The sequence below is a fragment of the Caloranaerobacter azorensis DSM 13643 genome (genome assembly GCF_900129995.1).
GTDB lineage: Bacteria > Bacillota > Clostridia > Tissierellales > Thermohalobacteraceae > Caloranaerobacter > Caloranaerobacter azorensis.
The window spans coordinates 1-13,091 of the sequence record NZ_FQXO01000063.1 but is presented as its reverse complement, the minus strand read 5'-3'; the positions used below and the strand labels follow the sequence as shown (position 1 = coordinate 13,091).

14 protein-coding genes are annotated in these 13,091 nt (G+C 28.2%); 2 read left to right on the top strand and 12 right to left on the bottom strand.

Annotated elements, in window-relative coordinates; translation table 11 throughout:
- Window positions 1-685: 685 nt before the first annotated feature.
- Window positions 686-1,000, top strand: a complete 315-nt coding sequence (locus BUB51_RS09565; RefSeq protein WP_073197376.1) for a hypothetical protein — start codon at window positions 686-688, stop codon at window positions 998-1,000.
- A gap of 58 nt (window positions 1,001-1,058) precedes the next feature.
- Here BUB51_RS09565 and BUB51_RS09560 read toward each other — a convergent pair whose 3' ends face one another.
- Together BUB51_RS09560 and BUB51_RS09555 are read right to left on the bottom strand one after the other, a co-directional pair.
- The gene (locus tag BUB51_RS09560; RefSeq protein WP_073197374.1) at window positions 1,059-1,346 is read right to left on the bottom strand and encodes a hypothetical protein; all 288 of its coding nucleotides are present in this window, start codon (window positions 1,344-1,346) and stop codon (window positions 1,059-1,061) included.
- 5 nt (window positions 1,347-1,351) lie between these two features.
- Entirely contained in the window at window positions 1,352-2,275 is a 924-nt protein-coding gene (locus tag BUB51_RS09555; protein WP_073197372.1) for a ParM/StbA family protein, read from the bottom strand.
- 368 nt (window positions 2,276-2,643) lie between these two features.
- Here BUB51_RS09555 and BUB51_RS09550 point away from each other — a divergent pair, with 368 nt between their 5' ends.
- On the top strand, window positions 2,644-3,171 hold the full coding sequence (locus BUB51_RS09550) for a hypothetical protein (RefSeq protein WP_073197370.1): 528 nt from the start codon (window positions 2,644-2,646) through the stop codon (window positions 3,169-3,171).
- Between the two features lie 28 nt (window positions 3,172-3,199).
- Here BUB51_RS09550 and BUB51_RS09545 read toward each other — a convergent pair whose 3' ends face one another.
- The 10 genes from BUB51_RS09545 to BUB51_RS09500 form a co-directional block, all read right to left on the bottom strand.
- Window positions 3,200-3,571, bottom strand: coding sequence for a hypothetical protein (locus BUB51_RS09545; RefSeq protein ID WP_073197368.1), 372 nt, complete (start codon window positions 3,569-3,571; stop codon window positions 3,200-3,202).
- Window positions 3,572-4,900: 1,329 nt separating this feature from the next.
- A complete protein-coding gene (locus tag BUB51_RS09540; protein WP_073197366.1) occupies window positions 4,901-6,928 on the bottom strand; it encodes a recombinase family protein in 2,028 nt (675 codons plus the stop codon).
- A 64-nt stretch (window positions 6,929-6,992) separates the two neighbouring features.
- Window positions 6,993-7,466 carry a 23S rRNA (pseudouridine(1915)-N(3))-methyltransferase RlmH gene (rlmH, locus tag BUB51_RS09535; protein ID WP_073197364.1) on the bottom strand — a complete coding sequence of 158 codons (474 nt, stop codon included), beginning with the start codon at window positions 7,464-7,466 and terminating at the stop codon, window positions 6,993-6,995.
- A gap of 105 nt (window positions 7,467-7,571) precedes the next feature.
- Complete coding sequence (locus BUB51_RS13680) at window positions 7,572-7,997, bottom strand: zinc ribbon domain-containing protein (protein ID WP_278294256.1); 426 nt, start codon at window positions 7,995-7,997, stop codon at window positions 7,572-7,574.
- A gap of 170 nt (window positions 7,998-8,167) precedes the next feature.
- Complete coding sequence (locus BUB51_RS09525) at window positions 8,168-8,587, bottom strand: HNH endonuclease (RefSeq protein WP_073197360.1); 420 nt, start codon at window positions 8,585-8,587, stop codon at window positions 8,168-8,170.
- Between the two features lie 100 nt (window positions 8,588-8,687).
- Window positions 8,688-8,855, bottom strand: a complete 168-nt coding sequence (locus tag BUB51_RS09520) for a CxxH/CxxC protein (protein ID WP_073197358.1) — start codon at window positions 8,853-8,855, stop codon at window positions 8,688-8,690.
- A 147-nt stretch (window positions 8,856-9,002) separates the two neighbouring features.
- Window positions 9,003-10,250: a serine protease HtrA gene (htrA, locus tag BUB51_RS09515; protein WP_083599580.1), complete on the bottom strand. Its 1,248-nt coding sequence runs from the start codon at window positions 10,248-10,250 to the stop codon at window positions 9,003-9,005.
- 17 nt (window positions 10,251-10,267) lie between these two features.
- Window positions 10,268-11,062 carry an MBL fold metallo-hydrolase gene (locus BUB51_RS09510; protein WP_073197355.1) on the bottom strand — a complete coding sequence of 265 codons (795 nt, stop codon included), beginning with the start codon at window positions 11,060-11,062 and terminating at the stop codon, window positions 10,268-10,270.
- An 86-nt stretch (window positions 11,063-11,148) separates the two neighbouring features.
- Window positions 11,149-12,420, bottom strand: coding sequence for a UDP-N-acetylglucosamine 1-carboxyvinyltransferase (locus BUB51_RS09505; protein WP_341423356.1), 1,272 nt, complete (start codon window positions 12,418-12,420; stop codon window positions 11,149-11,151).
- A gap of 237 nt (window positions 12,421-12,657) precedes the next feature.
- Window positions 12,658-13,091, bottom strand: a 434-nt coding sequence (locus tag BUB51_RS09500; RefSeq protein ID WP_073197350.1) for a group II intron maturase-specific domain-containing protein, incomplete at its 5' end; no start/stop codon positions are given.

Below are 13,091 nucleotides of genomic sequence, written 5' to 3'. Positions count from 1 at the left end.
AAAAATAAAGAAAAATATAATCCTAAAAAAGCATTAGGAGAAGTACGTTTAAAACAGATTCATAAGCTTTTAGCAGCTTAATACTTTATAAATGTAGGATAAATATTATTTATATTAATCTAAAAAACAAAGTTTTAGGTGAGGAAAGCCTAATTCCTCCATAAGGGCATAGACCCAGTATACAAGTAATAGCACTCACCTATCCTTAAAAGATAGAACGAAGGAATGTTAGGACGCATAATAGATAATGTGATCCAGAGGGACATAAGAGGGTAAATCAGAGGATAAAAAAGGTGAGATACCTCTCTAAAACTTTTATATAATTAATGGTAAAATAAGTAAATTATATTGCTTGTTTTAGTAAGTATACTTATTGCATTCAATAAAATTACAAATATTCAAATAAAAAACAATAGAATCTATTTAAATAGTAGTTTTAATCTCTGTTATAGGAACAAATATAATAGCGATTCTAAGAAATATTAAGAAAGACAGAGATAATTAATAAAATATAGGAAGAGGAGTTTTAATCTAAATTAAGATTTTTATAGTTTAGTTCTTATATGTTCTTTCCTCTTATTTGATTCTTCAAATTTAGTTCTTATATGTTCTAAAAATTTTCTTGACATTAAATAACAAGATTTATTAGTATGCATGTACTTCAATATAAGAAAGGATGATCTTTATGAGTACAATAAAAATAGAACCAAATTTACTTATAAGTATTTCTATTGAAGAGTGTTTAAACTATACTCCCTTTGAAAAATTAGAAAATAGTATTAAATACCATGTTAAATCTTTAATCAAGAAAGTTAACAGGAGTAAGTATAAAAATCTTTCAAAAGATGAGAAACTTCAGTATTTTTTAACTCAATTACTTTTGAGAACTTCATCAAATCCAAACTGGGCAAATTTAAAAGATAGTGAACAACTAGACCAGCGTTATCTTTATACAGTAATAAAAAAATACATGCTGATCTATATCCCTGAACTATTATAAGTAGATTAAACTTATAAAGAGCAGGTTCACTCATTTTGAGTGATGCCTGCTCTTTGCTTTATAGTCCGCTTAACAAATTAAATACATCATCAGGAATACCGCCAGTTTCTTTGCTTCTGCTCTCTTTTTGCAACTCTATTTTGGCTCCTGATTCTCTTAATGCTTCTTTAACTGCCTCTTTTATTATCTCTTTATTTATTTCATCTTTATTTTCTATAAATGCAAGAACGGCACTAATTACAAATGCTGTTTTTGCATTATACTCTTGTATAGTATTATATGCTTTTTTAGCCCTTTCATTATTTAAGTTAAAGCATAAATTTATTCTTTTAATATTATCTTTCATTTAAATCACCTTCTTTTTAATGCTTCTTTTACAAGTATTTCGTAACCTAAAGCATTGGCTAATTGAGCATTCTCCATAACCTCATAATACCCTATACGGCCGTTATGCTTGTTTAAATCCAAAGTATTTTGAATAATACTAGAACCTCCACCCATAAATAAATTCATTGTTGCTTGCAGTTCAAATTGACTCTCTCGAAGTTCCCCAAGCATTTCGTTGACAAAATCTACTGTAGTTCTTTTTATAATTTCTTCTATTTCGTCTTTAAAAAATATACCCCTTCTCCCTTGAAGATTTGTTTCTATCTGCTCCTCTGATATTTCAATCCCCAGTTCTTTTCTAATATTTTCTTGTATAGTCTTAATAAGTCTCAACATACCATAATTAAGACTAATGGCTGTGTCCAACAGCGGTTTACCGTTATGGATTTTTACAGCATCTAATGTTACCTGCCCAAAATCAAATAGATTAATAAAGTCTATTCCTTTATACTTATTATAAAAAAGCATGTATCCCGATAACGCTTGAGGAAAACACATTACTTCTTTAATGTTTATCAAATATTTTTTATTATTATATTTAAATTCTACCTTGCCTCTAGTAAAATAATCTATATATTTCTTTTTTAAATTAAAATGAGATAAAGGCAGCCCAATTCCTAATATTATATCCGCTTCATTCAGCATTTCTTTCTCTAATCTTTTTGCTATTGCTGGTAGTGTAAGTATAAAATAAGTATCGTCTATAGTTTTATCTTGTCTGTACTTTTTTCTACTTCCTCCGATACAGTAATATTTGCCCTGAAACTCTATAACCTCATCCATACCTAAAGGTTCCGAACGAGAAACTATAAAGCCGCATGAATAAATCCCTTCTCTGCTTTTAATATATCTGTTTCCTTGATCTACACCTATAATTATTGTTTTCATACCTAATCACTCCTCTACTAATTTATTATTCTTAAATCCTTCAAAACTGAATTAATACCATTTTGATTTGATGTATTTTATAGAATATCCCATAATGATTTCAAGTGTTTTTTAGTTCTAAAAAAAATTTTTTTAAATTCAATAAACTGTATAAATAGGTAAGAAACAAGATACTGACTTAACCTAGCCAGAAAATGCAATTGCATTTCTGATGAGGAATCTAAAAAAATTGATTATAAAATTATTGAAATTATAAAAATGTTGTACCGATACTACAAAAAACTACAGAATCAAGTTAATGAAAATAGTAAATAATAAGATTATGTACTTTATATATTAACTTTTTTACTAATTTAGGAGATGTATTAATGAAAAATTCTTCTTATATAAAATTGAAGTATAAAAATTTCGAGTTAGAAATTCAAGGCAAAGAAGATTTTATAGAAAAGCAACTATCAAATATCGATGATATACTTAGAAAACTATCTTTTTTAATAGAAGAACATTCAACTTCTATAACTTCTAATGATCTAAATAATTCTACTAAAACAAGTTCTAAATCAAAATATTCTATTGAAGAAATATTAAAAAAAAACTTCTCTGTTTGGAAAAAAGCCTTTAGTAAAGAAACAAATAATGTAATTATTTATTTAATAGCAGGATATTATATACAATTAAATAGTAAAAATAATTCTTTTAATGCTGATGATATTTCTAAATTATTATCGAGATATAATATAAATATTAATGATATAAATAAATGCAAATCTCACAATTTAAAAGTCGGTAATATAATACCTATTAACGAACTAGGTGTATGTAATGAATACAAGATAAATGATAATATTGTAAACTTAATAAATGATTTTTTAGATTTTTGTATAAATGAAATGTAATTTTTAGTTTTAAGAGCATATTTTATATTTATTTTAAATTTGCAAAAGGTATCAATCCATAATATTCTTGGAAATCTTTAATTAATTTTCTTTCTTTTAAAACTGGATTTTCTTTTTTTATTGCCTTATATGCTGTTAATAATTCTTTACTATCTGCCATTTGCCATATATATCTTCCTTCACAATGTCCTACATTCTTGCCTTTCCCAAACTTAATGTATTGTTTTATTCTAATTCTTAAAGTTGATTTGCACTCTTTTCCATTTTGAGCAGTTCCTCCAGCCCTACCAATATATATTACATTAGCATCATCTATCCATTTCTCCTTTAATTGCTCTATTGATACATTAGGGTCTTTCCCTTTATAAAAACCTCCTGTTCCAGGATCTATAAAATGCATGCTAAAACCAAATGGCTTACACTTTTATAATTGTAAGTCTTTTGTTTTTAAGCCTTTATATTTTTTAGATTTATTCTCTTTAATTAATTTAATCTTTATTATTTAATTTTAATACTTAACTACTTAATACTTATCCCTTAGCCTTATTCACTTTCCCTATATATAATATGTATTATAGTTAAATTGGACTTTTGCTGTATTTTTCAATACTTTGAGTTGATTTTGAAGCGACATTTTTGAAGTTTGTTTTGCAGGAAATTTTTGTGACTTGTAAATTTTATAGTATAGTTAATTACTTATTTTATCCGTTGTCTGTTTTTTAATATTCAATTTTTAATATCTTAATACTTTAACACTTACCCCTTAACACTTATCACTTGCTACTTACCACTTACTCTTTTTTAAAAAATTCTTGACTTTAGATGCAAAATTTGTATAATACTATTAAACTTGTAACTTGTAATTGGTAATTTGAAATTCATAATAGGGTATGTCTTCGTACTATACTTACTTTACTGATTTTAAAACTTTTAATGTTATTTCTTGTTTTCAATTTTGTATGTTAATTTATCTATTTTTTCTTCTATCTCTGTTATTTTTTCAATGCTTTGTTTATATCCATCATAAAGAGCCTTAAGATTTTCATCAACTTGGTTATTAAACCTTACCTTATTTCATTACTTTATTTCATTTGATTTCTGCTATATTTTATTTTGCAGTCACATTTTTTTCGTTTCTTGTATTTCAACATACATTTTTTCTAATAAATCAAATATTTTTTCAGGGTTAGTATTTAAATTAGTTCAAAATTCCGCACTTCAAGAAAAAGTATTATTTATTGCAATTGCATTTGGCTTTATATGGAAAAGCAGGTATGGCAACCTAATAAAATTGGCTAAGCCTTTTCATCAAGGCATATATACCATACCTGCAAAGACTACATGTTAATTAATTGGTGATATATTCTACATTTGTTATTTGTTTGATTATAATTCCCAACTGTAAAATATAATAGGTTTCTACTTGCTTTTCATTATCCTAATATAAACAAATTTATTATGCATTTTTAATATCTTCTAACAATTCCTTTTTCTAAAGCCCTAAGTTCCCAAGAAAATGTATCAAAACGTATGTATTTATCTTTAATATACCAAATTATTTACTTCCTTATATAAAACATCTTCTTTTTTAGTTTTTGTATTTTTCTACATCTGCTAAAATTAATAAAGATTTTATAATTTAGAATCTAAATTCATTAAAGTTCTCTATTTTTTTGTATTTCTAAAAATAAAACACTTTTCGGGCAAGTGTTTATTATGAATAAAGAAATCAGTTTCTCAGTAGTATTTTGCGTATTTGCTCTTTCGCATACTCAACTTTTATTTTTTGCTTTTCTTCTCTCTTCTTATATTCAATATATAAATCTTGAATAAAATCATCTAATTTTGTTGGTATAGTATTGTTTTTGGAATCATAATTTTTATAATACTCTATAAGCGTATTAACAAAATCAGTACCATCTTCAAAATATTTAAGTATTGTAGGTAGTTGAATTCCTTTTTCTTGCATCTTTATAAAAAAATCATTGAAATCTATATCTAAAATCTCACAAATCCTTCTTATGCTAAAATCTTCATTAATTTTTGCATAACGAAGTTTTGGATTTTTCTGCTTCCCTTGTCTTTTAGGTTCAGTATCTACAACTATCTCTGTATATACTTGCTCAATCAACTCTCTTTGCTTATCTATTGATAAGTTATTAAAATACACTTCAAAATCTCCAATATCTTCTTTTTCTTGAATATCTTTTAATAAAGTTTTCCTTTGTTCTTTTTCTTTTTCTATTTCGCTTTTTAATTTCTGTATCTTATTCTCTATTTGATCAAGTTCTCTGTTAAGTTCTACAGATTTGTTATTATAAATCTCTAACATTCTTTTATTATCTTTATTCTCAATTATTAATTCTGCTATATTCTCAAGATTTTTAGATAACTTTTTCTTGTTTTTTTCAAGCCTTTCTAATTTTTTTGCTTTTTCTGGATTTACTTCATCTAAATACCTAATTTTATCTTCTTCTGTTTTAATTTTATAGTCTAGATAAATCTTTATCATTTTATAATAGTTATCCATTCTTTCTATAAAATCCTTTCTTATAAACTCATAAACTTGTTTTTCACTAACTCTATAGTATCCTTTACAGTTATTTTTGCCTGAATTATAAGCAGAACATATATATGAGTATTTAACTTCCAATATATTTCCCTTATCATCCTTTTTATAATACGGAGAACTTGTCATACGGCTTCCACATTCAGGACATCTTAAAACATTGCTAAATATCCTTCTGTTTTCTTTATAATATTTCTTTTCCTTTATCCCTTTTCTTTTTTTAGCCATTATTAAATCTTCTCTTATTTGCTTTCTCTCTTTCATTCTTGCTCTCGCCTTGAAAAAGGTTTCTTCATCTATTATCGCTTCATGTATACCTTTTGCATTTCTTATTTCCTCGTCTGTAAACTCTTTTATTTCCTTTTTTCTTACATCATTTGACTGTTTTAAAGAAATAGTAGTTTTCTTCCCCCATACTACTTTCCCGATGTATACTGGATTCGATAATATACTAGTTACAGTTACTGTACTAAATTTGCCACCTTTTCTTTTTTTGTATGACTTTGTCTTATATCCCTCATCATTTAATTCTTTAGCAATACTATAAAGCGACTTCTCTTCATTAACATACATATGAAATATTCGTTTTACTACTTCTGCCTCTTTCTCATTTATAACTAAAAATTTTCTATATCTTCCTTTATCGTCTTTCATTTCTAAATAATCATATCCTAGTGGCGGCATACCTCCCTGCCAGTAGCCCTTACTTGAAGATTCTTTCATGCCTGGGATAACTTTTTCACGAAGTTGAACTAGATACAATTCATTTAACATGCCTATTATTGCAATCATAATCATAGCACTTTGATCATCTAAACTCCCTCTAAACATCCTATCTACAGTATATAATTTTAAATTATTTTCTTTTAAGACATTAAATATTTCCATTGTTAATTGTAAGTTTCTCGCCAATCTTGATAAATCAAAACAACATATACCTTCTATATAATTTTCATCATCTTTGCTTTGGTTTTTTATCATTTCAAGCATCTCTACAAATTGATCTCTTTTTTCTGTTGATTTTCCACTAATTCCTTCATCAGTAAAATATATAAAATCTTCCTTTGATTTATTATACTCTCTTATTAACATTTTTTCGCATTCTTCTCTCTGTACTTTCAATGATTCTCCTTCACTATCAAGTTGTCTAACAGAAGAAACTCTTGTATATATTGCAATTTTACCCATAAAAATAAGCCCCCCGATCTTTTTATAAGTATAACTCATACATCAGGAAGTTTATCATTTTAGTCTACAACGGTTCACCCCTGCTTATTCGAAATGCCCTATAAATTTGTTCTAATAAAATTAATTTCATCAATTGATGTGGAAACGTCATCTTTGAAAAAGATAATTTAAAATGACTCTTATTTATAACATCTTGTGATAAACCTAAAGAACCACCTATTATAAAAGTTATATTGCTGTTCCCTGATAATGCTAAACTGTCGAGCTTTTTTGAAAATTCCTCTGAAGATAAACTTTTACCATCAATACATAAGGCTATAATATAAGAGTTTTCATTTAATTTACCTAATATCCTTTCGCCTTCTTTTTTCTTCACAATTTCCATTTCAGTTTCACTCAAATTTTCTGGAGCCTTTTCATCATTTACTTCAACTAATTTTAATTTACAGTATTTAGATAATCTTTTTGAAAATTCTTTTATGCCCTCATTCAAGTATTTTTCTTTAATCTTACCTACTGAAATTATCGTAACATTCATTCATATCCGTTGACTTATATCTATAAAAACCTTATAGAAAGCAACGCATACCTATAAATCTTTATAGATTTATAGGTCTTACCCGATACTTCTATTATGCAGATTTTATGATTCTGCAAACTTAACGTCGCTTTCTACTTTTATAGGATTGCACAGCTTAACATTAAGCCAACGGTTTTCACCTCCTGCTTTGTGTTTCTGCTGTGCTTTTTTACTGCCCAATATACATATATTCCTCGCTCCGTTTAAATCAGCATTGATTATTTTATTTACAACTTTGTCTTTGAATAACCCTCGTTTAACTCGCTTCCCATTTAAAGCATTAGTTAAATCAAGGTTATATTGTAGTAACTTTTGCATTATTTTTATATCTTCTGTTAAGCTGCTTACTTTAGATGTGTAGCTTTCATCTACGAATTTTATCTCTATTCCATATTCTTTGGCTTTGTATTCTATATACCTTATTAGCTTCCCAAATGTTATTTGTATAAAGCTTTGCTTATTAGTTTTATTTAATTTATGATTTTGGATTTGAATTTTTTGTCTTTTATTCTCATTTTATATGTTCTTATATTTTTATTTCCGGCTATAGATTTACTCATTTTCTTTTAACTCCCTCTATAATTTTTCTTAACTACTTTTTGAATTTATAATTGTTTTAAGGTTTTTATAAGTTTTTATAAATATTTTGTAACTGTTAATTAGCCTCCTAAATAAACTACTTTAGTTACATAGTTATCCTTTATATAAAACCGCATACTATTACTTTGAAATATAAATCTATCTGTAATACATTCTATCCTATTGACATTTAATAATTCTTTTTTCAGTTTTTTATTATCTATATTCAATCCTTTCCCTATAATTTTATCATCGATTACAGCTGTTAAAAAAAGTTTTAAAATTACTGCTTCATAATCTTCTGGCAGAAAATCTGCTTTAAGTTTATTGCATTTTTTGCAACAAGTTACTAAATTAAAAACATCATTTGTACCGCCTTTACTGACAGGAAAATAATGATCTAGTGTAATCTGATGAAATTTAAGTTTTTTCCCACAGTAAAAACATCTTTTCAAATCTCTTTGATAAATATACAGCTTGTCCTTATTGCCAGGCTTCACAAAATCACACCTTGATTTATAGCTTTTATATGTATCTTCTTTATACCAATTTTTCATTTTAAATTTTTAATTTTACATTCTGATTACATGTGTAATTAGTTTATACTATTAAATATTTAGGCTTTTTATCGCAAAAATCACAAGTATGCGGACTTGTCCAATCGGTAAAAGATACTTTATCTAGTTCATAGATATCTGGTGGCTGTTCATATACATCGATAAACTCCTCAATAGCAATATCTAAATGTTCGTTACAAACAACATACATGCAAATCACTCCATTTATTTTTATAATATTAATTTTACATTTTTCATTTTCAATTTTACATTTCTATTAATTATAGTATTCTCATTTAAACATCAATTTATATACAAAAGGCTTGACTATATTTTAAGCCAAGCCCCTTGTAGCCACCTAACGATTGTCTGGTCTAGCCTCAAACGTCAATTCTAAATTAACAATTTTACCATTTCTCATAACTTCGATGTTAATTTTATCTCCCGGTTTATATTTATAAAGTAATCCTCTTAAATGACTCATAGATAATACTTCTTCACCATTTATTTTCAATAGAACATCGCCAGCCCTCATTCCTGCTCTGTCTGCTGGGGAATTCTCTGCAATTTCTATTACAATCACACCGCTATCAGCTTTTAAATCAATACCTAAAGCTCTTTCATATTTCTCTAAATCAACCCCAACTATACCCATAAATACAGTTTTAAATGTTCCTTTTTTAATAACCTGTTGTATAATAGGTTTAGCAGTATTAATTGGTATAGCAAAACCTAATCCTTCAGCTGATTGTATTTTGGCAGTGTTTATACCTATTACTTCCCCTCTTGAATTTAATAATGGCCCTCCACTATTACCAGGATTTATTGATGCATCTGTTTGTATCAAATTTTCAATAACATTATTATCTTCAGTTCTAATAGATCTATTTAAACCACTTATAATTCCAGAAGTTACAGTTCTTTGGAATTCTAATCCCAAAGGATTTCCTATTGCAACAGCTAATTCTCCAACTTGAAGGTTGTCAGAATTTCCTAAATCAGCTACTGGCAGATTTGTTGCATTAACCTTAATTATAGCTAAATCTAAAGCCTTTTCATACCATAAAACTTTTCCCTCTTTTTTATCTCCATTTTCAAATAGAACTGTAATCTTTTCTGCCTTACCATCGGCAATCACATGAGAATTCGTAAGTATATATCCATCACTATCAACAATTACACCAGAACCTACTCCTTGCAACTGTCTAGGCCCCCAGAAAAAGTAGTCCACAATCTGTACAGTAGTTATACCAACAACTGATTTCATAGCTTTTTTAGCCACAGCAGCTACAGTTGTAATATTGTCTTTAGGTGTTATTTTTATCTGAGTCCTTTCTGCTACATTCTTCTTATATAATTCTGGAACTGGTAAATATTTACCATATAAGTAGGCTGGTGCAACATATGATGAAATTATTCCACCAATTAATGCAGCTATCAAAGCCACTACAAAATATGAAAACACACCTCTTTTTTTCTTATAAGATCTGTTAAAATTTTCAGGTCTTTTAACATAATAACTACTAATATTAGTATTTTCATTCTCATAAGCATCCTCAATATTATTGTTTTCATTCTCATTTTCTCTTTTTTCTTCCCAATCCATTTTAAAAACACCTCCTACTATAAATTATATATTTTTGTTGGATTATCTCTTTGTGTAAGTCCAATAATAATATCATCTCCAATTTTTATACCCTTATCTATTAAAATATTAACAACTGTTTGATAAGCTAGTTCTGGAAAATTGTTTTCTTTGCTTAAATGGGCTAAAAGCACTCTTTGCCTCTTTCCAGAAAATACTTCTGATATTACTTCACCAGCTAAATCATTAGACAAATGTCCTGTATCTCCCATTATCCTCTTTTTTAAAAACCACGGGTATCTGCCCATTTTTAACATTTCTATATCATGGTTAGACTCTATTACCAATAAATCTGAATCATATATTTTCTTTTTAATATGTTGATTTACAAAACCTGTGTCTGTTACTAAACTTATTTTCTTATTTTTATGATAAAAACAAAAACCAACAGATTCGATCGAATCATGCGAAGTTCTAAATGGTAGTATCCCTAAATCTCCCAATTCAAATTCTTCTTCGGTTTTAAATGTTCTAATATTATCTATATTTATCTCTCCTATATCATTTCCCATTGCCTTCCAAGTATTTTCATTAGCATATATAGGCAAATTATATCTTCTAGAAAGAATTCCTACTCCTTTTATATGATCTTTATGTTCATGGGTAACCAATATACCATTTATATCTTCAGGCGACACGCCTATTGTTTTCAATGAATTTTCTATTTTCCTTCCACTTAATCCTGCATCTATTAATAATTTAAGTCTATTTGTCTCAATATACTGACAATTACCACTGCTTCCACTAGCCAATGAACAAAATCTAAAAGCCATTTTTGTCCTCCAAGTTATTTTTTTCTAATACATTTTATATTATAGCACAAAAAAATTAATGAAAAAAGCCGAGTAACTTTTCTCGGCTAACCTCTAATTCTCTTAATTTTGGCTCCTAATTTTCTAAACTTCTCCTCAACTTTTTCATACCCTCTATCTATATGATAAATATTTTCTATCTCCGTTGTTCCTTCAGCAATAAGACCTGCTATTATAAATGCAGCTCCGGCCCTCAAATCTGTTACTGATATTCTAGCTCCACTTAAACGCTTTACTCCTTCTACTACTGCAACTCTACCTTCAACTTTTATATTCGCTCCCATACGCTTCAGTTCATCAACATATTTAAATCTTCCTTCAAATATGCTTTCGGTAACTACACTCGTACCATCCGCCGTAGACAACAATACTGTCATTGGCTGCTGCAAATCAGTCGGGAATCCTGGATATGGTAAGGTTTTAATATCTACACTTTTAAGGTTATTTGAAGCTTTAACTCTTATAGAATCTCCATATTCTATTACTTCAACACCCATCTCTTTTAATTTAGCAGTTATAGACTCCAAATGTTTAGGAATAACATTATTAATAAACACATCTCCTCCTGTAGCAGCAGCAGCTATCATATATGTACCTGCTTCAATTTGATCAGGTATGACACTATAAGTACAGCCGTGTAACTTATCGACACCCTTTATCTTTATAATATCAGTTCCAGCTCCTCTTACATCAGCACCCATCATGTTCAAAAAGTTAGCAACATCAACAACATGAGGCTCTTTAGCAGCATTCTCAATTATTGTAGTTCCTTCAGCCAATACAGCTGCAAGCATTATATTAATTGTAGCACCGACACTAACTACATCAAGATATATTTTTGCTCCTACTAATTTCTCTGCTCTACATCTAATAACACCATGCTCTATTTCTACTTTTGCTCCTAATGCTTCAAATCCCTTTATATGCTGATCTATCGGTCTAGTACCTATATTACATCCTCCTGGATAAGCTACTTCAACTTCTTTAAATCTTCCCAATCCTGCCCCTATCAGATAATAAGATGCTCTCATCTTATTTGCCAAATCATATGTAGCACAGCATCTATCAAGTTTACTCGAATCTATCATCATAGTTCCGTTTTCATCTAATTCCACATTTACTCCCAGTTCTTGCATTATATCCTTAAATAAATATACATCTCTAATATGAGGAATATTCTCTATATAACACTTGCCTGCAGACAATATAGAAGCTGGTATAATAGCAACCGCCGCATTCTTAAATCCACTTATATTAACTTGACCTTCAAGTTTTACTCCACCTTCAACTATAAGTTTTTCCATATATACAACTGACAAAAGTCAGTATAGTCACCCCACTTTCCACTTTGGTATATTAAAGTCCATAATAATATTATATACAAGTATTTGGTTTTTTAAAATACTAATCTTACAATACTATTAAAAATAATAAAATATTCATATTTTTATCTATTATTATTTATATACTAGTCCAAATCGAGTAGGAGGTAGATGATTATTTCATCTACCGACCTCTCACACCACCGTACGTACCGTTCGGTATACGGCGGTTCATTAGGTTAAGTTCAATTTCTTATACTGCGTAGAAAGCGATTTAAGACCTTGTTTTAACCAGTATTGGTTATTCAAGGTCTTACTTAATATAGGACTATTAGATATACGCCAATATCCCTTTCGGGTATTAGCATATTGCCATGCCTTATACTCTGGAACTCCTAATCTTTTAAGATTCTTAAATTTGGTCTTAATTTTCTTCCATTGTTTCCAAAGGCATGCCCTTAATCTTCTCCTAGTCCATTTGTCTATCGCTTTTAGTTTCGCTTTCATATCTGCTATTTTGAAATAGTTTACCCAACCGACTATTAGAAAGTTTAATCTTTCTATTCTTATTTCCATACTTATTCCTATATTTCTATTTGTGATTTTCCTTATTTTGTCTTTTAATCTCTTAATGCTTTTCTCGTGAGGTCTTATTCTAATCTCATCAT